The sequence below is a fragment of the Labilibaculum filiforme genome, from assembly GCF_002843315.1.
In the GTDB taxonomy this organism is placed as follows: Bacteria; Bacteroidota; Bacteroidia; order Bacteroidales; family Marinifilaceae; genus Labilibaculum; species Labilibaculum filiforme.
In genome coordinates this window covers 43,141-64,159 of the sequence record NZ_MVDD01000001.1, presented here as the reverse complement: position 1 = coordinate 64,159, position 21,019 = coordinate 43,141, and the positions used below count along the sequence as shown (strand labels likewise).

Genomic DNA, 21,019 nt, shown 5'->3' with positions numbered 1-21,019 from the left:
GAAGAAGATTTTTACATCTCAATATAGTGTTTCCTGAGATTTTTGATTTTTTTAACCTTTTGAGTGTGCAAAGGCATTTTTATTCAGTTTTAAATTAAATTTAATGAGTATTACAATATTAGGAATTGAGTCGTCTTGCGATGATACTTCTGCTTCAATATTAAAGGATGGCGTGATTTATTCGAATATCATAGCGAGCCAAAATGTACATATGGATTATGGCGGAGTTGTTCCGGAGCTAGCTTCCAGGGCACATCAGCAGAATATAATTCCGGTTGTTCATCAAGCCATGCAAAAAGCGGGAGTAACTGCTGACGAGATTGACGCTGTAGCGTTTACCAGAGGACCGGGTTTGCTTGGTTCATTGATGGTTGGAACTTCTTTTGCTAAAGGTTTTGCTCTTTCTAAAAATATTCCGTTAATCGAGGTGAATCATCTACAGGCTCATATTCTTGCGCATTTTATCGACGATTTAAAAAACAAATATGAACATCCTGGTTTTCCTTTTTTAGCATTACTAGTGTCTGGCGGTAATTCTCAAATTATTGTGGTAAAGGATCATTTAGAGATGGAAGTAATAGGGGAGACTATTGATGATGCTGCCGGAGAGGCATTCGATAAATGTGCCAAGGTAATGGGTTTGCCATATCCTGGGGGACCAATAATCGATGCTAATGCAAAGTTGGGGAATCCACTTGCTTTTGAATTTAGTCGCCCGAGAATTCAGGGATTGAATTATAGCTTTAGTGGACTTAAAACCTCATTTTTATATTTTGTTCGCGATAGAATTAAGGAAAATCCGAATTTTATCGAAGAAAATAGGAATGATTTGTGTGCTTCGTTGCAATACACCATTGTTGAAGTTTTAATGAATAAACTTAAAAAAGCGGCAAAGGAAACGGGAATTAAGCAAGTAGCTATTGCTGGTGGAGTATCGGCTAATTCGGGCTTGCAAAATGCTTTAAAAGATGCGGCGCTTAAATTAAAGTGGAAAGTATTTATTCCTCAATTAGGATATTCTCTCGATAACGCCGCAATGATTGCGATTACAGGATATTTTAAATATCTAAAAGGTGAGTTTATAGCTCAGGATGCGGCTCCTTTTGCAAGAATGACCATTAAATAATATAAGAAAAACGGAAAACTTTTAAGTCTTCCGTTTTTTATACATTCAAGTAACTTTTTAATATTGAAATTGCCTGATCGCTAAAACAGCATAAATCGATTGGTATTTTTTCTTTACTTTTTAGAATAATAATTAATTCTTGATCGGTAATTGTGAAATCTTTAATATCCTTTAGGTAAACTTTAAGCTGTTTATTTTTCCAACCTGTTTTGTAGGTCAATTTTCTGGCATTAATAGTTAAATATTCTTTCGGATAAAGGAATTTGCAACCCAATAGTAAGCCTATAAAGTAAAGGGAAGTAATTACTAAAACAAGTAAAATGTACTCGCTAAAAGGAAAGAAGTTTAGGTAACTAATAAATATAAAAAATAAAGTAGCACAAATCATAAAAGAAATACTTAAGGCAAGCTGTATTCCTTTCGATTCATTGTTGTTAATTTTATGGTCTCGTATATCAAATTCAAATTGAAGCATCAAAACCTGGCTTTAGTTGTCTTTTAAAGGTACTAAATTGTTTGCTGATATATAAAAAAAACTAAGCTTTTGGTAGCATTTTATTCATCGACTAAAATCTGACTAAATAGATTATTTTGTTGTAGAATATCCGAGTATGATTCTGAAACTAAATCTTTTGCGTTGATTTCTAATGTTTTAATATAGAGGTTGCATTGTTCCTGTAATTTTTCTTTTGAAATACTGCCATTTTTATTTTCGGCTTCAATTTCAATAAAATCGCCCAAGTATTTAACGGTGTCAATATGAAAGTTCACATTGCCGATGGAGTATATTTCTCTTGTTTTTTTCACAATGCATTTAGTTCCTACTGTTTTTTCTAGAATTACTTTTAAACCCGAATTTGGCTCCGATGAATAGTAATTAACCTGACTTTCGCTAGCGCCTTTTTTATCTTCCCGAAGGTAGTGGATTAACTTATTTTCATTCGCTCCTTCTCTAAGCTTTAATATGCCCGATTTAGAGTGAAAGTAGGTATCGGTCTGCGAATCAATATTTTTGTATATAGCACCTATCGATAAGAGAATCTCTCTTATTTTATCCTTGTTTTTACAGTATGCTTTTAGTTCTATGTTCGTTTGCATTTTTTGCCAATTAATTATTGGGGAAAGGTCGGAAAAAAATATCGATTTATATCCTCCTATTATAACAAGCAGTACGGTATAGGTTTTTGCTAATATCGCGATAGCAGCAGTTTTAAGAAAAAGTTTAATGCAGTTTACTTAACTCTACTAGCTTTTCGGAAATTTGATTCAAATTTAGAAGGTAGTCTGGGTTCATTATTTTAATCGCAGCTACTGGCATAATGCTGGCAATAGCGGTTTTTGGATTTTCAACAATTGTAATACCACCATATTTTTGGATTTCTTTGATACCGTGAGCACCATCCTGATTTAAACCGGTTAATAAAACACCAACTAATTGGTTTTTGTAGTGCCAAGCTGCAGACTCAAATAAAACGTCGATGGATGGTCGTGAATGATGAACTTTAGGTTCGGCTGATAGAGCGATGCTAGAATCATTTTCAATTAATAGATGATAGTTGGGGGGTGCAAAATAAACAGTTCCGGCTTTTACTTCTTCTTTTTCTTCTGCTTCTTTTAAAATTAGCTGGCAGTTTTTACTTAAATACTGAAGGAAAGAACCATTTTTATTATCGCCAATGTGCAGTACAACAATAATCGCCAAAGAGAAATCTTTTGGTAGCATGGGGATAATGGCTTGTAAAGCCTCTAAGCCACCGTATGAAGTACCTATGACTACAGCTTTAAGCATTGTTAATTTTCTTTTTATAAATTTTTAAAGGAGGATCGATAGCTACAAAATTACCTTCTAATTGGGTGAAACGAAGACTCTCTTTAGTGCCAAGACACAAAAATCCGCTTGATGACAAACTGCTATAAAACAGGTTGATCACTTTGTCTTGTAAGTCTTTATTAAAATAGATTAATACATTCCGGCACAAAATCACATTGACTTCGGCAAATACTTTATCGCTTACCAAATTGTGATCGGCAAATACTATTTTTTTAGATAAAGATTGATCTAATTTTAAAGAGCCATAATTAAGCGTGTAATAATCTGAAAGTTTTTGTTTACCGCCTGATTCGATATAATTACGATTATATTTTTCGAGATCTTGAGTGGGATAGATTCCTAATTTAGCAATTTCTAATACTTTCCGATTAAAATCGGTTGCATAAATCTGACATCTTTCAAGCAGATTCTCTTCTTTTAAAAGAATAGCTAGAGAGTACACTTCTTCGCCAGTAGCACATCCGGCATGCCATATTTTAATAAATGGATAGGTTTTTAAATTAGGGATAACATGCTCGCGAAAAGAGGAATAAAAATCGGGATCGCGGAACATTTCGGTTACATTTATGGATAGATCTTCAAGCAAACTGATAAAAAAAGTTTTATCGCGAAGAATTTTATCTTGCATTTGAGAAATAGAATCAAACTTACCAAGAGTCATGCGGTGCATTAAGCGTCTTTTAATATGGGCATTGGAATAATTCCTGAAATCGTAACCATATTTTTGAAATATTGCCTCCAAAAATAAAGGAATTTCGATATCGATATTTTCAAGAATTTCAAGTTTTTTTCGATCCATATTTATATGCTAAAGGGAAATGCTTTTTGATGCTTGATTCAATATTTTTCGGAGTCCGTCTTCTTTAAATGGTTTACTAATAAAATCATTCATGCCTGCTTCAATACATCTTTGTTTGTCTTCGATAAAAACATTAGCGGTAAGTGCAATAATGTAAGCAGGCTCTACAATTGTTTCCGATTGTTCAAAAGCCCTAATTTTTTTGGTAGCACTAATTCCATCGAGAACAGGCATTTGCATGTCCATTAGAATTACTTGGTAGCGATCTTTTTTATACATTTCAAGTGCTTCTAAACCATTTTTAGCGATATCGCACGATAAGCCCATCATTCGAAGGGTGAGAGTAACTACTTTTTGGTTGATTGGATTATCCTCCGCAACTAATATCGACAAATTAGATGGAGGGATAATATTCTGATCCTCAGTCATAATTTCTTGTATTTCTTTGTATCCAAAACTTAATTCGAACATAAATTCGGATCCAATTCCCAGATCGCTTTTCACTATAATTTTTCCCCCCATCAATTGAGCGAGATTTTTTGAGATAGCAAGACCTAATCCTGTACCTCCATATTCCCGGGTAATTGATTTGTCGGATTGTGTAAACTCACGGAATAGTTTTTTTTGTGCTTCTTTTGATATTCCTATGCCTGTATCTTTAATGGAGAAGAATAGAGACACGCAGTCGTCGGTTTTTTCAATGCATTTTATCGATAAAATTACCGAACCATTTTGAGTAAACTTAAGTGCGTTATTCGTCAAATTCATAAGAATTTGATTCAATCGGAATGAGTCACCAACGATTAGTTTAGGAATTAACTCGTCAATTTCTATTTTAAAATCGATATCTCGTTCACTGGCTTTGTAATTTAATAGTTGAAAAATGGTATCGCTTAGCTTTCTAATATCAAAATCAATATTTTCTATTTCAATTTGTCCAGCTTCAATCTTCGAATAATCTAAAATATCGTTAATAATTTGAATTAAATTTTCACCTGATCGTGTTATTACGTCTAACATGTCTTTTTGTTCCGAATCGAGTTCCGATTGTTGTAGAAGTTTTGAAAGTCCTAAGATTCCATTCATCGGAGAACGAATTTCGTGCGACATATTTGCTAGAAATAACGATTTGGATCTGGTTGCTTCCTCGGCTTTATTTTTTTGAATAATTAGTTCCTCGTTCTTTTTCTCTAAATAAAGCAAAAGTAGATCCAATTCCTTACGTTGACGATATAAATCTAAAAAAACGCTTACTTTTCCCTGCAAAACTTCAGGAATAATTGGTTTTGGGATAAAATCAACTGCTCCGGTTTCTATTCCTTTAATAATGTGTAAATCGCTTTGGTGAATTGCCGAAACAAAGATCACCGGCAAAAATTTGGTTTTTTTTCGTTGTCTCATTAACTCTAAGGTTTCATAACCATCCATGTTAGGCATTTGAACGTCTAAAATGGCCATGGCAAATTCATCTTTAAGAGTTTGCTTAAGAGCATCTTCCCCAGAAAAAGCACGAACGAATTCAATATCAAAATCGCCAAGAATTCTTTCCAGACTAATTAAATTCTCCTCTTTATCATCAACGATTAATATTTTATTTTTTTTCATTTTATTGTCGTTGTTTGTAATCCATTAGAGTTTTAAAATGCATTTTTTTGTTGAAGTAAATGCACTTAAACAGTAAGATTAATTATAGAGCCATATTTTTAACATCGCAAATAATTTGTTTTCGTCAATTGGCTTCGATAAATAATCATTTGCTCCCGAGGAAATTGCTTTTTCGTAATCTTCCTTCATCGCCTTAGCGGTTAAACAAATAATTGGAATATTCTTTATTTCAGGTGTTTTTCGTATAATCGTCATGGCTTCGTAACCATCCATCTCCGGCATCATAATATCCATCAGTATTAAATCTACGTTTTTGTTTTCCATTAAAACATCCACAGCAATTTTTCCATTTTCTGCCTCCAAAACTTCTATTTCTTTATCTTCCAATATTTTACCTAATGCAAAGATATTTCTAATTTCATCATCAACAACCAGAACTTTTTTTCCTTTAAAAATAGAATCATCTATTTCGGTTGCCTTAGCTTCTGGATTATCAGTAATATTGCTTGCAACATGATACAGAAAGAGCGTAACTTCATCCATAAGTCGCTCGTCCGACTTTAAACCTTTTAAGATAATCGAATTGGTAAATTTACTTAACTGTCGATGTTCTTTGCGCGATAATTCTTTACCAGTGTAAATAATTGTATTCGGTATCGGAATATGGGCTTCGGTAAGCTTCGTAAGAAGTTCATTTCCTGTAAAATCGGGCAAGCCTAAATCCAATATTACACAATCGTAACTATTTTCTCGAATCAGTTTAAAAGCTTCAATTCCGGTCGAAACTTCTTCTATTTCAGCGTTTGTCGATTTTAAAAGAGTTCTAATTATTTTTCGGGTGACCGCATCATCTTCTATGATTAATATTTTTTTTGATTCAGAAAATAGTTCTTTTTGAATTTTTTTAATGGCACTAGCAAAATCTGTTGCCTTTACCGTAGGGAGTACTTTTTTTTCTTTTTCTCGGATTCCTTCAACGGGGTTAACGATATGTATTGGTAGGTTGCATGCAAAAGGGTGCGATTTTAATCGATCCAATTCAGCTTCTCCGTTCTTCATTAGTAATTCTACGCCTATTATTATTGCCGAAGGCTGATGAGCTTCAATTAACACAATTGCGTCTTCAATATTTACTGCGGCCAGCGCATGAAAACCACTTGTGTGAATTTGATAGTACAACAAACTAGCTTCTTTTTCATTGGGATGAATAATTATTACTGTAGAACCAGAATGCGGAATATCCCTATCATCATCAATAAAAATTGGAAGAGTAATTTTTTTTTCGGGTTCGGATATTGTATCGTTCAGCTCCGAATTAGATTTTGGAGTGCTTATACTAGCTTGTTTTACCGGTATGATTAGCGAAAAAGAAGATCCTTTTCCAATATCACTTTCCAAATGAATTTCTCCGCCAAGCATTCGTGCTAATTCTTTAGAAATTGATAAGCCTAAGCCAGTACCGCCATATTTTCTTGAGGTGCTTCCGTCGGCTTGCTGAAAAGCTTCAAAAATAGCTTCTTTTTTTTCGTCGGGTATTCCAACTCCAGTGTCGGTAACTACGAAAGCACATGTTTCAACACCTTTTAAATCATCTCGATGTACAATTTCTGGATCGCTAAGTTTTCTCATCGTTACAGAAATGCCTCCTTTAGAAGTGAATTTGAATGAATTGGATAAAAGATTTTTTAAAATTTGTGTTAAGCGTAATTGATCTGTTTCAATGGTTTTTGGGAAGTTATCGTCAATATCTATTGAAAAATTAATTTTTTTCTTTACCGCCTGATGTTTGAAATTCATTAAAATTTCTTGAGCTATATTATCTGGATCTAAACTTTCAAAATGAACGGTCATTTTTCCGGCTTCAATTTTCGATAAGTCTAGAATTTCATTTATAAGTTGTAGTAAGTCTTGTCCGCTTTTGTTGATAATCTCTATGGATTCAATATCATCTGTATCTAAATTTCCTTTTTTATTTTTAGCCAAAAGGTTGGATAAAATTAGTAAGCTATTTAAAGGAGTTCGCAATTCATGAGACATATTTGCAAGGAAATCCGTTTTATATTGACTAGTTTGTTCTAATTCTCTGGCTTTTGTTTCTAATTGTTCGTGGGTGTGAGATAGGCTAATATTTTTAGTTTGAATTTCGTCTTTTTGGATTTCCAGTTGATTGGTTCTTTCTTCGAGTTCTTCATTTGCTACTCTTAATTCCTCTTGTTGCACCTGAAGCTTTTTCTCATTATTGATTAGGATTTTTGTTTGTTCTGCTAATTCTTCGTTTGCAACGCGAAGCTCTTCTTGTTGCACTTGTAGTTCGTTGGCTTGTTTTTGAGTTGTATCTAATAGCGTTTCGAGTCGAACCCGTGCCATTGTCGATGCGATTTTAACGGTAATGCTCTCTCGAACAGCTTTTATAAAATCGAGTTCGGTGGTACTAATTTTTTTTATGGCTGCTAATTCCAAAACTCCCCAAAGCGTGTTATTGAAAATTAAAGGAACAATAACCAAGTTGCTTGGTTTTATTTCTCCTGTTCCCGAGAAAATTGTAAAGTAATCTTCCGGAATATCTTTAATATATTTTAGTTTTTTAATTTGGGCAACTTGTCCAACTAAACCATGTCCTAAACGAATGTTTTTATATTGGTTTTTATTTGGTAATCCAATTGATGCGGTTAGAGATAAAGTTTCATTCTCCTCCTGATAAACGTATATGGCACCCAGTTCGACATTTAAAAATTCGCTTATAAATAGCAAGGAGTTATTCGAAACCTCTTTTAGATTTTGATCTCCCTGAAGAGCTTCGTTTAGTTGATTAACGCCAGATCTAAACCACAAAGTTTCATCATTTATAGCTTTAGCATCCTGAAGCGTTTTTACCATTTTATTTAAAGAGGTGGATAATTCATCCTCTTTTGATTTAGGGCTTAAACTAATACTTAAATCGCCGTGAGCGACTTTTTGAGTATAGTCAATTACATTCAAAAAATCGTGTTGAATAATTTCAAATGAATTTGCTAAAGCTCCAATTTCATCTTTTGTATGAATACTAAGGGGAGTGTGAAAATTACCTTTAGCAATTAGTTTAAAGTTGTTCACCATTTGCTGAACAGGAATAGAAATGGATCTGGAAATATATCTCGATAGCAGAAGAATTAAAACAGATAGAAGTAGGGCAATAGTAAGCATTGCCCAAATTAATCCCGTGTTAAATTTGTTTGCTAAGGCGTTTATTCCAGAGCTGATTTCGGCATATTGTTTTTGAATTTTAATGAGTTGCTTATGAGTAGTATCGGTATTGATGTTTTCTTTTTGTTCTAGCAGGTTATTTCTTATTTCTACTACTAAATCGAGGTTTGTTTTTACAATTTCTCTCGATTTTCTCATGTCTGAATTTTCTAAGTTATTTAGCAGTCTTAGTCTGCTTACCATCATTTTTGCATTATCGAATTCATGGTTGTATACTTCCGGAAAGTTTTCAAAAAGATAGGTCGCAATTTCTTTATTGTTTTTTAGGGCATAATCATTTCTAAGTTTGAGTAAATCTTGTACCAAAAGATTTGCTCGATTTAAATGGCTTGCTGAAGTTTCCAGATATTGCGAGTCGTTGGTTATTTTAAAATGATAAAGATCTTCAACTGCATTTTGAATAAGCATTTGGTGAACACGAACACCATTAATCATTACACTAAGAGTTCTGCTTGTGTTAAAAAAATAACTGGAGATCAGACTTAAAATAAGAATACTAGTAAGTGTGAGAAAAGTTAGCAATAAAAGCTTGGTTTTTATCTTCCAGTCTTTAAATCGTGTAAATATGGTTCGCATAGTTTCTTGAAGCATTTATGTCTTATAGAAATAAAATTTTGGTTTGTTTTTCTATAATAGAAATAGTACGTCAATCCCTGTGGATAGTTACTATTGCAGTTCGAATGTTTATTTTTATTACATCAATACCTAATTTACTGATATTTTTTGGTTTTAAAGCAATAATATTTTATGTGTGTGGCTAGGAGCTTAATAATTAGGACTTGTTAGGGAAATAAATCTTGTTAATAAGTGGTTATTTATTAGGATTTATTCCTTGGTAATCATAAGTTTGTGCTAATCAAAACAAACAATTAATAAGTCTAAACAGTAACAGAATGAAATACTTAAGCATTATTGCAATTTGTCTTTTGTGTATGTCGTGTAATTCAAAACAAAAAGAGGCAAAAAATGGAATTATTGAAACAAATCAGCTCACTCTAACCGAATCGTCCGTTGAAACGATTGATCAGCTAATGATAAATGCGGAGAATTTGGTAGGAAAACAAGTTAATATTAGTGGTTTGGTAAATCATGTTTGTGCACATTCCGGCAAACGTTGTATTTTAAAGAATTCAACGGGGCGATTATCTATTCGTGTGGAAGCAACAGGAAGCCTAGAAGGGTTTGATAAAGAGATTGCTGGACAAGTTATTAAGGTTTCGGGTATTCTTCGTGAAAAACGAATGGATATAGCATCTATTGATGAATGGGAAGCAGAAGTAAAAACCAAACACGATGCCGAGGAAGGTGGAGAGCATTGCAGTTCGGAAATGGCAAGTATTAAGGAAATGCGTGATTGGATGAAGGAGAAGAATAAAGATTATTATGCAATTTATTATGTAGACGGAAACAGTTATGAAGTTGTGGAATAGTGTTGCGCTTAGAAAATGGTTGCGGTTTATTCATCGCGACTTAGGGTATTTTTTTGTTGGAATCACTATTATTTATTCTGTCTCCGGAATCATTTTAAATCATAAAAAAAATGGAGAAGATCCGGCATATCGCACCGAATATACAACCATTCAGTTAGCAACGAATTTAACCCCTGATCAGTTAACAACTTATTGGCACAAAAATATTACAGATTACTCTTTAAATCGAATTCTTCCCGATGATAGCAAGTATAATGTATACTTAAAAGGAGGATTGGGGAGTTATAATCCGATGAATGGCCGTTTATCTTTTGAGGTGTATGAGAAAAAGGAATGGGTTTATTTTATTAATAAATTGCATTACAACAGTAAAAAAGGTTGGACATTAATGGCAGATATTTTTGCTGTTGTAATGATTGTTTTTGCTTTGTCGGGAATGTTCATGGTTCCTGGTAAAAGAGGTATTGCCGGAAGAGGGAAATGGTTGGTTCTGATAGGAATAATTATTCCGTTTCTATTCTTTTTGTAAAAAAAATCACTTAGACATAAAAAAAAAAGTTCAGACATAAGGTTTTTTTGTCCTTGATGAATGAGCTTTTTTTGTTTCTTAATTTTAAAATTATTTTTGGAATAATTATTGACTAAAAAGTAAAGAATAGTAATTACTCATTTTGTGAATCAATTTATTCCTGTAAATTGTCAGCTCCAAATCAAATTTAAACGATGAATAGAATCCTTATTACCATCCTGCTAATCATTTTTCATTTTAGTTTAATGAGTCAAAACAAGGAGTTGAAAAAATTATTTTCGAAAGGAAAATACGATCAGGTAATTGAGAAGGCACAGTCTAGGTTGCAAGGAAATACAGTAGATCCTGATTTAAATTCGATATTAGGGCGTGCTTACACAGCTTCTAAGCAATTTACAATCGCAATTCCTTATCTCGAAAAATCTATTGCATCGGAAACAATATCGAATGAGGTAAAACAGATAAGTAAGGCTTATTTGGCAAAATGTTATTTTGTTAAAGGCGAGGAACAAAAAGCTGTTAAATTATTAAAAGAGTGTCAGAATGACAGAAGCTCAAAAGAAGCAACTAATTATTCGCATAAATATTTGAGTTTATTTCAAACCGAAGTTTACTATAAAGCTTGGGAAGTGGTTGAAACAGATTATATTCGATTTCATTTTCAAGACAAGAAGAAATTGGAAAATGTTGGTGAATTTATTGCAAGAAATGAGATTAACTATAAACGAATTACGGAGGTATTGGATGTAGATCCGATTAAAAAAGTTGATATATTCGTTTGGAGTGATAGAAATGAAGCGTTTCGAAAATTTAATCGACCGCTTGCATTTTCAAATTCCGATCTTCGAATTGTAAATGTATTATCCAATCAGGCAAATGAATATGAACTTTCTCATATGCTCTGTCAGCTGGCTGTGCAATCGAAGTTTAAATCGATGCTGATTCAGGAAGGCTTAGGATTGTATTTCGATCAAATGGATAAAAATTTATTAAAGGTTGCTCGTCTTCGTGTACCAAAAGATAAGTTCTCATTGCTTGAATTGTGGCAGGAACCTACCAAGTATGAAAGGGATTTAAGCTATCCTGTTGGAGCCTCTTTTATCGAATTTTTGATTAATAAAGGAGGAAAGAAAAAACTGAAGGAATTTTTAAGAATTCAAACCATAAAACATGCCGAGGAAGTTTATCCTGATTTTCACAAGTGGGTGAAAACTTTTGAAGCTATGCTGATGATGAAAATGTAATAGTGTAGGTTTGTTTAAAATTGGGTATAATTAGATAATCTGGTTTTCATACCCTTTTTCTTTTTCATTTTATTTCTTCTGTAATTTCATGGAAATTAGGTAGTTTCTTTATCCATTTATGAAATTCTTTTTCTTTACTATTCGTAATCGAAACAATTTTATCTTTTGGAACTTTTAACCTTACCGAAATGGTTCCATTTGTTGATATGATTTTTGTAATATTGCATTTATTGATAATGCATTGTCTATTCACTCTAAAAAAATTCTCATCCAATAATTCTTCGTAATGGTTTAGAGAGAGCGGTAAAACAAAATTATTTCCCGAAAAGTTGATTAAGGAAACAATTTTGCATTCAATATACATGTAAGCAATCGTGTCGCTATTAATTAATAATGTCTCATTTCCCTTTTGTATCTGAATCTGTTTTTCGTTTTGGTTTAGTGTCTTATTTAAATTTTGCCAGGTATTGGTTGAAGTGAATTGAAAAGGGACTACCTCTATTTTCATTTTATACTCAATTTTATCTTCTGTTTTTGTTAGTTCCATTCTGCATTTATTTTTACAAATCATTTTCATTATGTATTTGTTTTCCTATGTTCATAAGCAAGCTTTGTAGTAGAAACTCAATTTATATCTGGGAAAGTATTTGGTGTGAAAAAATTAACAATATGATTTTAATGTATTTAGTTGGATTTATTGAATAATCTCATTTTTATAATTACGAACTGCGTTGATAATAACTGGCAAATATATATAATTGGAATGATGAATTTTAATGAACGATGTTAATTAGTTGATGAGATGCGATTTATTGTAGGTAAGTGTTAGCTTATCGAAGAAGATTATAGTAGAGGAACAATAGAACTTGATAAGTGCTTGCTTAAATTTGATTAGAATTTTATTCTTCGTCTATCGAAAAGATAAATGTTGTTAGTGATGAGTTCGGGGTATTATCTATTGTTAATAGTTGGTTAAGGTATTAAAACATTTTTATGTTTGGAAGTGTAAATGTAAGAACGCATTTTTGTTTCGCTATTTTAAAATTGATTTTATTCACCGCTAAATAAAGCCATTCAAATACACTAAATGATTAAAAATAAAAAGACGGCATTGATGTTTTGTGTTGATAACACAGAACGAAAAATCTTATCAAGATTAATGCATACTTTTTCTTTTGAGGTAATTGAAGAAAATTTTATTGATGAAGTTCTAAATTTAGTTCAACATTCGAGTGTTGATTCTATTCTTATAAACGAGGATAAAGAACAATTATTCGGATTGAGAAAGATTTTGAAGAAGGCAGGTTATAGCGGTATTAAATTTATCCTTTTTCGGAAAAGTTTAGTTTATCTTCATCTTAAATTTTTTAGTAAGGATGAAAATCATACGAGTTTAATGGTTGATTTAAAAGATTCTGGTTTTGATCAACGCAAAGAGCTTTCTAATGGCAATGAAAATTTCAGCAAAGCTTTAAATAGGAATCTTCTTTCGATGCTTTGTCATGAAATATTTACTCCTTTAAATTCGGTGATTGGTTTTTCGCAACTACTTCAGAAATTTAGTTACAGTGAAACGGAGGTAAGAACTTATTCTGGTTTTATTAATAAGTCAGGACGAGAGATGCAGGGGAAATGCACATTACTTCTTGATTTTGTAGCTTTAAGTAGAGGGGAATTAAAAACTCATTTGTCTCATTTTTCAGTTGTTTCGCTTTTTAGCGAGGTTTATGAAAGGTATAAATTTCAAAAACAATCTGTGTTTATTAATGTGGAGTACGATTATGCTTTGCAGGATGTTGAAATTTATACCGACAAAGCTAAAATAGAACGAATGCTTGAAATGCTTCTAGATAATGCATTGAAATTTACCGATATTGGAAAAGTGAGTTTTGGCTTTTCGATTAAAAAGAATAAATCCTTAACTTTTTTCGTGAAAGATACTGGTATCGGAATTACCGAAGCAGATAAAAGCAATGTGTTTGAGGCTTTCTGGCAGGTAGATAGTTCTGACTCAAGAAAATATTATGGTTTAGGGATTGGTTTACATTTGGTGAAGGAATTTTCGGACTTGTTAAACGGGCAAATTGTATTAGATAGCCAGGTTGGAAAAGGGACTTGTATTCAAGTAGAGATACCATTAGTCGAATCAATGGTCTTCGAAGAGATTGCGTCCGAAAAGTCTTTTATATAGCGTAGTGTTAGAAAAATAATTTCGAGTGTACTTTGTAATTTTCATTCGCTTAAGCCACAATTAGTAGTTTAACTACTTTATTGCATTCATGTAGCTTGAAAAATAGTAGGTATTTTCTTCGTTCTATATGCTTTTGTGTTTCTCTAAATATAGTGGTGCTTTTATTGTGCATTTTCTAATAGAATGTAAATATTCGTGTCGCAAGTAAAATCTCCATCTAATATTTTATAAAGGGTTTTAAAAAATACAGATGCATAAAAATCTAAGGTTTAGTTCCCTTTTTATTGTTCTCTACTATATTATTCGTCGTTTTTTTTATTTCTACTAAGGCTAAAGTTCCAATTCGACCTTGTTATACTTCGGGATAGATGATTGTTAATTTCTCCTTCTTTTTTGACAGTCTAAATTATTAGCTTATAGCTCACTTTTTCATTATAAATTTATTGTCACCTTACAAGTAGATAGTGATCAAAATTCAATGAATTAGCAGTACATTCATTAATAGGACTAATAGTTTTTCTTCTCGGTGAAAATGACTTACTACAGGAAGTAAGCCTTCTTAAGAATATTGATATTCCCCTATTTTTTTGCTATAAATTTTGATTTGTATCGGGATTAGTAATGTGTGTTTATAGTTCTATTTTAAATTAATATTAAAAATGAATATGGAGACTTGTACGAATGAAATATTTTATACATTTGTCCTCAGAATACTATTCAAGTTCAATTATGGCAAAAACGGATAAAATAGAAATTCAGGAACGGGTCACCAAAGTAGCCATGGAGATGATTTTAAAGTTTGGTTTGCGTGGCTTGAATATGGTGGACCTTGCTAAGGAGTGTGGCTTGGCAAAAGCTACTTTGTATAAAATAATTGGATCGAAAGAGGATTTGATTCGGGAAATTGCATTGGAAATTTTCGATATTAATATTGTAAAGGTTCTAGATCCAATCATGAAACAGGATGATCCAGTACTTGCATTTAATCAATTTTTAGACAACTATTTTAACTATGCAGTTGAGAGTCAGAAGATTTTAATTGACCAGATTTATAAGGAATATCCTTTAATAGAAAAGGATGTTAAAGCTAACTATGATAAGATGATCGTAAAAATGCATCATCGATTTATAGTGTGGCAAAATAATAAACTAATAAGATCGGATATTAATGTTGATTATTTTTTGGAATCGGTGGAAGCTCTAAATGAATTCTACATAAGGAGTGATTATTCTAACGAGGAAATAATCAGACGATTGAGAGCAGTGTTTATTACTGCATTTCGAGGAATAGGAATACTATTATAAATATAATTTATAGGCGGTAACAAATTCTGCTTAATTGATTTTGTAGGATATTCTAATTTGAAGTTGAAATGCTTCTTTTATTTTTTTTACTAAAGTGAACCGGGTGAACCGTTAAAGTTCAAAAGCGACAGGATGAAAATGATGAAAATGACGAAAATGATGAAAATCGTAATGTTTACGGCAATATTGTCGGTAGGGATTTTTGCATGCAAAGAAAAAGCAGAACCCACAAAGGAAATTCTTCAACCAGTTAAGGTTTTTAAAGTGGGGCAAGATAACGGTAAAGCATCAATTAAGATGTTTACTGGCTTGGTTAAGGAATCGAGAGAAGTGAAATTAGCTTTTCAAATCTCGGGTCCTCTTGTAAAATTAAATGTGGATGAAGGGAAGTTTGTTAAGAAAGGGGAATTAATAGCTGCCTTGAATGAACGTGACTATTTGGTGCGATTAGAGGCTGCGAAGGCACAGTTTGAAAATGCAAAATTGCAAGCAGAACGATATACCGGATTGTATGAGAAAAAAAGCACATCAAAAAGTGTCTACGACCAAATTCAAGCGGCATTTAAATTGGCCAAAGCGCAGAAAGAAGCAGCCGAGAATGCATTAAATGACACTAAAATTTACGCACCGTTTTCGGGATATGTACAGGCGATGTATACCGAGAATTTTGAGAAGATAGGAGCTGGGCAACCTATTGTTTCACTTTTAGATTTAAATAATTTAGAAGTTTCTGTAGCCTTAAGTGAAAATGATTTTTTTCAAAACAATCTATTTGCTGATTTTAATGCCAAGTTCGAGAATTTCCCAAATACGGAGTTTGGTCTTCAATTAATCGAAATAGAGAAAAAACCAAATGGCGACAATTTCTTCCGAATGAGATTGAAAATTGATACGCAGAACAAACAAATTGTACCAGGAATGGTAGCTAGTATCACAACAAAATTAAAGGCCACAAATACCACAGATTGCAAAGTTCCAGTAGAGTCTGTTTTTAGCAAAGATGGTAAATCATATGTGTGGGTTTATAATCAAACATCCGATTGTGTAGAAAGCAAACACGTACAGATGAAAGGCTTCGATTCAATGGGAATGATAACTATTACGGAAGGTGTTTCGGATGGAGATTTAATTGTGGCAGCAGGAGTTAATAGTCTTCGCGAAGGGCAGAAAGTTAAGCAATTGAAACAGAAGTCGAATTCTAATATTGGAGGTCAATTATGAGTTTTACAGATGCTGTTTTGAAACGGCGAAAAGTACTCCTTTTTGTATTAATTGCAATTGCATTTGGAGGAGTAGCCGCTTTCTTTAAAATGGGCAAACTCGAAGATGCCGAAATTAGTGTGAAAACTGCTTTGGTGATTACTCAGTATCCAGGAGCTTCACCACATGAGGTGGAATTGAGAGTCACCGATATTTTAGAAACTGCCATTCAATCGATGGACAATATTGATAATATTGAATCCCGATCAATGGCAGGATACTCCGAAATTACTGTTAATATCGCAAAATCGGTACGAACAAAAGATTTGCCACAGATATGGGATATCCTTAGGCGTAAAGTAAACGATATAAGTGTTGCTATGCCTCAAGGAGCAGGTAAACCGATGGTTGTGGATGATTTTGGTGATGTATATGGTATTTTTATGGCTTTGAGTGGTGATGGGTTTTCGGATGAGGAAATTCAGGACTATGCTCGTTTTATGAAACGAGAACTATTGTTGGTAGAAGGGGTGAAAAGAGTTGATCTTTTTGGGGAACAACGAAGTTGTATCAATGTGGAGTTGTCACAGGAGAAGTTGGCTTATTTGGGAATACATCCTGCTAAAGTGATTGAGATTTTGAACAATCAGAATCAAATGGTTGATCCTGGAAGCATGAAAGTTGGAGGAGATAGAATTCGAATTGCTTCGGAAGGTAGTTTTCATGAACTAGAGGATTTACAGAATATTTTGATTTCTGCTTATGGTAAAAGTCCAATTTATTTAAAAGATGTTGCTAATATTAAAGAAGACTATGTAACCCCATATTCCACCAAGTTAAAGTATGATAAGATACCAGCTATTGGATTGGCAATTGCCATGAAAAAAGGTGGTAATGTTATTGAGTTGGGCGAGCGGGTACAGCAACGCATAGATGTTTTGAAATCTACTATTCCTGTAGGAATAAATGTAAATCCGGTTTTTTACCAGCCAGAGCGTGTTAGTATTGCTATTGATTCTTTTATGATAAATTTGATAGAGTCGGTGTTGATTGTAGTATTTGTACTGTTGTTAGCTATGGGTTTTAGAACCGGTTTGCTGATAGGTAGTGGTCTGATATTCACTATATTGGGCACTTTCATTGTCATGCTTAGTATGGATATCATGTTGCAACGGGTAAGTTTGGCGGCCATTATTATTGCCATGGGAATGCTGGTGGATAATGCAATTGTTATTGCCGACGGTATTTTGGTTGATTTAAAAAAGGGAATTCGTAGAGATGAGGCAATGAGCAGAACAGCTCGGCAAACAGCTATGCCTTTATTAGGAGCTACAATAGTTGCCATTTTGGCTTTTTTACCTATTTACATGTCGCCAGATGCGACGGGCGAATTTTGTGAGAGTTTATTTCAAGTCGTAGCAATATCTTTGTTTTTAAGTTGGATATTATCACTTACTCAAACACCTTATTTTTGCGATTTATTCTTAAGAGGTAAAAAATATGAGAATATTCAGGAAGGCGGAGCAGATCCTTACGGAAGTAAATTTTATTTGAAATTTCGTCACTTCGTAAAATACTCATTACGTCATAAAACAATGATTCTTCTTGGAACAATATTTTTCTTAGTTTCTTCTGTTCTAGTATTTAAGAGCGTAAAGCAACTTTTTATGCCTAATTTGGAATACAATCAGTTTATTGTTGAATATTTTTTGCCAGAAGGTGCGGATATTGAAACGGTAGAAAAAGATTTGGGCGGACTGGAAGCTTATTTATTAGAGCAAGAAGAAGTTTTGAATGTAACAACCAGTTTAGGAGCTACACCGGCACGATATACTTTGGTTCGACCTTTTACGATGAGTAATTCCAATTATGGAGAGTTAATTGTGGATACCAAAGATTACGAAACTACAGTGAAATTTGGTGCTGAATTACAAGCATATTTAAATGAAAACTACTCTTGGGCAAGAGCTAGAGTGCGATATTATTCTGCTATTTCGAGCGAATCTATGATTGAAGCCAAATTTTCGGGTCCCGATCCTCAGGTTTTAAGAGATTTGGCAGAACAGGCAGAACAAATAATGATTGATGAACCTGCAGCTATTAAAGTGACTAACAACTGGAAAAATGCGGTCAAAGTTTGGAATCCTCATTTTTCACAAGCGCAGTCTCGTATAACCGGAATTCAACGTTCTGATGTATCGAATGCTTTGGCTTGTGCAACCGATGGATTGCCAATTGGGGTATTTAGAAAGGATGATGATATTTTACCAATTTATTTGAAAACGACAGTTCCTAATGATAAATACATTGAATCATTGGAAAATACTCCGGTTTGGGGAGCCAGACTTCAAAGTATTCCTTTGCGTCAGGTGGTGTCGTCGGTGGATATAGAATTTGAAGATCCTTTAATTAAGCGTTACAACAGAAGAAGAGCCATAAAAGCGCAATGCGATCCTGCTCCAGGATATAATGCTCCAGATACCTACAATCAAATTCATGATAAAATAGAAGCAATTGTTTTACCTGAAGGGTATGATTTGGAATGGTTGGGCGAACACAAGAATAGTACCGATGCGAATGAGAATATAGGTAAATTTCTACCATTGGCATTTTTACTTATTGTAATTATTATCATGGCTTTGTTTAATAATTTCCGACAGCCAATTATTATTTTATCCATTTTACCATTGGCCTTTATTGGTGTAAGTTATGGATTGTGGATTACGGGAAAACCATTTGGGTTTATGCCTGTTTTAGGAACGCTTGGTTTAATGGGAATGATGGTTAAAAATGCCGTTGTATTGCTCGATCAGATTAATTTGGATGTAAAAGAAGGGAAGGACGTTTTAGTGGCAATTATCGATTCTGCAGTTTCGAGAATGCGCCCTGTAGTTATGGCGTCGCTTACCACTATATTAGGAATGATTCCCTTAATTAGCGATGAGCTATTTGGAGGAATGGCTGTTGCAATTATGTTTGGATTGTTAATTGGTTCCATAATTACTTTAATTATTGTTCCTGTTTTGTATGCAATTTTTTACAGAGTTTCAACCAAAAACGTAATGGATTTATAGTGTTAGTAGATATGAAAAATAAAATAATTAGCCTTTTGATCTTTTCCCTGATTACTTTTCAGGGATTAGCTCAAGAGTTGTCATTGAGCGAGAGCCGTGCATTGGCATTGGAATACAATCAGAAAATTAAAATTGCTGATGAGATGATTGCGGAAAATGAATCGAATGTTCAGTTTGTATTCACTCAATTTTTGCCAAACTTAAAAGCAAGCGGATCCTATAATTATTACCATGATATAGATAATATTAGTTTGCCCGGATCATTTTTGCCAACTGCCAACAGTCTAGCCGAAGCTCAGCAAGGAGTTTTTAGCGGAACAAGCGATGTTTATTTTCCAGGCTTTAATTTAGAATTAGGGAATGTAGATTACTATTCGGCAAACTTAACGTTAACGCAACCTATTTATATGGGCGGTAAAATTAGGAGTTCCTATCAAATGACTAAGATGGGAAAAGAAATTTCTATCTATAACAGAAAACTCCAATCATCAGATGTTCTATTGGAGACCGATCAAGCATATTGGAATTTGGTTTCGATAAATGAAAAAGCAAAATTAGCGGCTAAGTATGTAGACTTGCTTTCTGCTCTTGTGCAAGATTTACAAAATGCGTTTGATTTAGAAATTACTACTAAAAATGAGTTGTTAAAAGCACAAGTGCAATTAAATCAGGCAAAATTAGATTTGTTTCGAGTACAAAACCTTCAGGTGTTGTCTAAAATGTCACTATGTCAGGTAATAGGAAAAGATTTAATGACGAACATTATTGCTTCCGATACCATAGTGGAAGTTACTGAAAATGCTATTGATGCAGGTTATATGCAAAAAGCGTTGCAGCAACGCCCAGAACTTTTGATGATGGGAAAACAGGTTGAAATAGCGCAGGAACAAATTAAAAATACTCAAGCCGATTATATGCCTCAACTTGGTGTTGGTGCATCGTATGCGTATATGAGCGAGGTGGAAAATTTGATTGGATCGACTAAAATATTCGCTGTACAAGCAAATTTATCAGTTCCTATTTTTCATTGGCAGGAGCGGAAACATAAAGTAGCAGTAGCTCGATTTAAAAGTAAACAAGTGGAGTTGGAAATGGATCGCACAAAAGATTTAATAAGTCTTGAAGCGCAACAGTCTTATTTCAAATTACAGGAGGCTTATCAGCAAATCGAATTGGCGAAAGTATCCATGGACCAGGCAAACGAAAATATTGAACTAACTCAGAATAGTTTTTTCGAAGGTCTAGCCAATACAACCGAACTACTCGATGCTCAGGCTTTTTGGCAAAGAGCACATAGTGAGTTAATTGATTCTAAAATAAATTATAAGCTTCGAGAAATTAGTTTCTTGAAAGCAATTGGAGAATTAGAAATTTAATAGTGGAGGGGTTGTGGCCGAATTAGCAGTAGGATGGGATTGATAATTATTTGTCAATTTTTAATT

The 21,019-nt window shown here is 33.4% G+C and carries 16 protein-coding genes; 9 read left to right on the top strand and 7 right to left on the bottom strand.

The features are described from left to right. Positions 1 to 103 precede the first annotated feature (103 nt). Positions 104 to 1,126: a tRNA (adenosine(37)-N6)-threonylcarbamoyltransferase complex transferase subunit TsaD gene (tsaD, locus tag BZG02_RS00280; RefSeq protein WP_101259412.1), complete on the top strand. Its 1,023-nt coding sequence runs from the start codon at positions 104 to 106 to the stop codon at positions 1,124 to 1,126. A gap of 37 nt (positions 1,127 to 1,163) precedes the next feature. Here the strand turns inward: tsaD and BZG02_RS00275 are convergent, their stop codons facing one another. From BZG02_RS00275 to BZG02_RS00250, 6 genes are all read right to left on the bottom strand, one after another. Further along, complete coding sequence (locus BZG02_RS00275; RefSeq protein WP_101259411.1) at positions 1,164 to 1,601, bottom strand: hypothetical protein; 438 nt, start codon at positions 1,599 to 1,601, stop codon at positions 1,164 to 1,166. An 80-nt stretch (positions 1,602 to 1,681) separates the two neighbouring features. After that, positions 1,682 to 2,224 (bottom strand): class IV adenylate cyclase, encoded by a 543-nt coding sequence (locus BZG02_RS00270; protein ID WP_101259410.1) that lies wholly within the window; start codon positions 2,222 to 2,224, stop codon positions 1,682 to 1,684. Positions 2,225 to 2,348: 124 nt separating this feature from the next. Then, on the bottom strand, positions 2,349 to 2,915 hold the full coding sequence (locus tag BZG02_RS00265; RefSeq protein ID WP_101259409.1) for a chemotaxis protein CheB: 567 nt from the start codon (positions 2,913 to 2,915) through the stop codon (positions 2,349 to 2,351). After that, positions 2,908 to 3,756 carry a CheR family methyltransferase gene (locus BZG02_RS00260; RefSeq protein WP_101259408.1) on the bottom strand — a complete coding sequence of 283 codons (849 nt, stop codon included), beginning with the start codon at positions 3,754 to 3,756 and terminating at the stop codon, positions 2,908 to 2,910. The genes BZG02_RS00265 and BZG02_RS00260 overlap by 8 nt, the downstream gene beginning before the upstream one ends. Positions 3,757 to 3,765: 9 nt before the next feature. After that, the gene (locus BZG02_RS00255; RefSeq protein WP_101259407.1) at positions 3,766 to 5,361 is read right to left on the bottom strand and encodes a response regulator; all 1,596 of its coding nucleotides are present in this window, start codon (positions 5,359 to 5,361) and stop codon (positions 3,766 to 3,768) included. A 78-nt stretch (positions 5,362 to 5,439) separates the two neighbouring features. Continuing rightward, positions 5,440 to 9,195 carry a response regulator gene (locus BZG02_RS00250; RefSeq protein ID WP_101259406.1) on the bottom strand — a complete coding sequence of 1,252 codons (3,756 nt, stop codon included), beginning with the start codon at positions 9,193 to 9,195 and terminating at the stop codon, positions 5,440 to 5,442. Positions 9,196 to 9,497: 302 nt separating this feature from the next. Here BZG02_RS00250 and BZG02_RS00245 point away from each other — a divergent pair, with 302 nt between their 5' ends. The 3 genes from BZG02_RS00245 (at position 9,498) to BZG02_RS00235 (ending at position 11,807) form a co-directional block, all read left to right on the top strand. Next, on the top strand, positions 9,498 to 10,034 hold the full coding sequence (locus tag BZG02_RS00245; RefSeq protein WP_101259405.1) for a hypothetical protein: 537 nt from the start codon (positions 9,498 to 9,500) through the stop codon (positions 10,032 to 10,034). Further along, positions 10,018 to 10,563: a PepSY-associated TM helix domain-containing protein gene (locus tag BZG02_RS00240; protein WP_101259404.1), complete on the top strand. Its 546-nt coding sequence runs from the start codon at positions 10,018 to 10,020 to the stop codon at positions 10,561 to 10,563. Before BZG02_RS00245 ends, BZG02_RS00240 begins: the two co-directional genes overlap by 17 nt. Before the next feature lie 194 nt (positions 10,564 to 10,757). Then, positions 10,758 to 11,807: a tetratricopeptide repeat protein gene (locus BZG02_RS00235; RefSeq protein WP_101259403.1), complete on the top strand. Its 1,050-nt coding sequence runs from the start codon at positions 10,758 to 10,760 to the stop codon at positions 11,805 to 11,807. 64 nt (positions 11,808 to 11,871) lie between these two features. Here BZG02_RS00235 and BZG02_RS00230 read toward each other — a convergent pair whose 3' ends face one another. Next, positions 11,872 to 12,354 carry a LytTR family transcriptional regulator DNA-binding domain-containing protein gene (locus tag BZG02_RS00230; protein WP_180335580.1) on the bottom strand — a complete coding sequence of 161 codons (483 nt, stop codon included), beginning with the start codon at positions 12,352 to 12,354 and terminating at the stop codon, positions 11,872 to 11,874. A 540-nt stretch (positions 12,355 to 12,894) separates the two neighbouring features. Between BZG02_RS00230 and BZG02_RS00225 the strand changes: the two genes are divergently transcribed. The 5 genes from BZG02_RS00225 to BZG02_RS00205 all read left to right on the top strand — a co-directional run bounded on the left by BZG02_RS00225 (position 12,895) and on the right by BZG02_RS00205 (position 20,953). Further along, positions 12,895 to 13,998 carry a sensor histidine kinase gene (locus BZG02_RS00225; protein WP_101259401.1) on the top strand — a complete coding sequence of 368 codons (1,104 nt, stop codon included), beginning with the start codon at positions 12,895 to 12,897 and terminating at the stop codon, positions 13,996 to 13,998. A 681-nt stretch (positions 13,999 to 14,679) separates the two neighbouring features. Continuing rightward, the gene (locus BZG02_RS00220) at positions 14,680 to 15,303 is read left to right on the top strand and encodes a TetR/AcrR family transcriptional regulator (RefSeq protein WP_101259400.1); all 624 of its coding nucleotides are present in this window, start codon (positions 14,680 to 14,682) and stop codon (positions 15,301 to 15,303) included. 132 nt (positions 15,304 to 15,435) lie between these two features. Then, positions 15,436 to 16,524, top strand: a complete 1,089-nt coding sequence (locus tag BZG02_RS00215) for an efflux RND transporter periplasmic adaptor subunit (protein WP_101259399.1) — start codon at positions 15,436 to 15,438, stop codon at positions 16,522 to 16,524. Further along, positions 16,521 to 19,577 carry an efflux RND transporter permease subunit gene (locus BZG02_RS00210; protein ID WP_101259398.1) on the top strand — a complete coding sequence of 1,019 codons (3,057 nt, stop codon included), beginning with the start codon at positions 16,521 to 16,523 and terminating at the stop codon, positions 19,575 to 19,577. Before BZG02_RS00215 ends, BZG02_RS00210 begins: the two co-directional genes overlap by 4 nt. Before the next feature lie 11 nt (positions 19,578 to 19,588). Continuing rightward, positions 19,589 to 20,953: a TolC family protein gene (locus BZG02_RS00205; RefSeq protein WP_101259397.1), complete on the top strand. Its 1,365-nt coding sequence runs from the start codon at positions 19,589 to 19,591 to the stop codon at positions 20,951 to 20,953. The last annotated feature ends 66 nt before the right edge of the window (positions 20,954 to 21,019 follow it).

What these genes read in the sequence shown, in the direction of transcription:
- tsaD (WP_101259412.1), top strand. Translation starts at nt 104, where the DNA reads ATGAGTATTACAATATTAGGAATTGAGTCGTCTTGCGATGATACTTCT.
- BZG02_RS00275 (WP_101259411.1), bottom strand. Translation starts at nt 1,601, where the DNA reads ATGCTTCAATTTGAATTTGATATACGAGACCATAAAATTAACAACAAT.
- BZG02_RS00270 (WP_101259410.1), bottom strand. Translation starts at nt 2,224, where the DNA reads ATGCAAACGAACATAGAACTAAAAGCATACTGTAAAAACAAGGATAAA.
- BZG02_RS00265 (WP_101259409.1), bottom strand. Translation starts at nt 2,915, where the DNA reads ATGCTTAAAGCTGTAGTCATAGGTACTTCATACGGTGGCTTAGAGGCT.
- BZG02_RS00260 (WP_101259408.1), bottom strand. Translation starts at nt 3,756, where the DNA reads ATGGATCGAAAAAAACTTGAAATTCTTGAAAATATCGATATCGAAATT.
- BZG02_RS00255 (WP_101259407.1), bottom strand. Translation starts at nt 5,361, where the DNA reads ATGAAAAAAAATAAAATATTAATCGTTGATGATAAAGAGGAGAATTTA.
- BZG02_RS00250 (WP_101259406.1), bottom strand. Translation starts at nt 9,195, where the DNA reads ATGCTTCAAGAAACTATGCGAACCATATTTACACGATTTAAAGACTGG.
- BZG02_RS00245 (WP_101259405.1), top strand. Translation starts at nt 9,498, where the DNA reads ATGAAATACTTAAGCATTATTGCAATTTGTCTTTTGTGTATGTCGTGT.
- BZG02_RS00240 (WP_101259404.1), top strand. Translation starts at nt 10,018, where the DNA reads ATGAAGTTGTGGAATAGTGTTGCGCTTAGAAAATGGTTGCGGTTTATT.
- BZG02_RS00235 (WP_101259403.1), top strand. Translation starts at nt 10,758, where the DNA reads ATGAATAGAATCCTTATTACCATCCTGCTAATCATTTTTCATTTTAGT.
- BZG02_RS00230 (WP_180335580.1), bottom strand. Translation starts at nt 12,354, where the DNA reads ATGGAACTAACAAAAACAGAAGATAAAATTGAGTATAAAATGAAAATA.
- BZG02_RS00225 (WP_101259401.1), top strand. Translation starts at nt 12,895, where the DNA reads ATGATTAAAAATAAAAAGACGGCATTGATGTTTTGTGTTGATAACACA.
- BZG02_RS00220 (WP_101259400.1), top strand. Translation starts at nt 14,680, where the DNA reads ATGAAATATTTTATACATTTGTCCTCAGAATACTATTCAAGTTCAATT.
- BZG02_RS00215 (WP_101259399.1), top strand. Translation starts at nt 15,436, where the DNA reads ATGAAAATGATGAAAATGACGAAAATGATGAAAATCGTAATGTTTACG.
- BZG02_RS00210 (WP_101259398.1), top strand. Translation starts at nt 16,521, where the DNA reads ATGAGTTTTACAGATGCTGTTTTGAAACGGCGAAAAGTACTCCTTTTT.
- BZG02_RS00205 (WP_101259397.1), top strand. Translation starts at nt 19,589, where the DNA reads ATGAAAAATAAAATAATTAGCCTTTTGATCTTTTCCCTGATTACTTTT.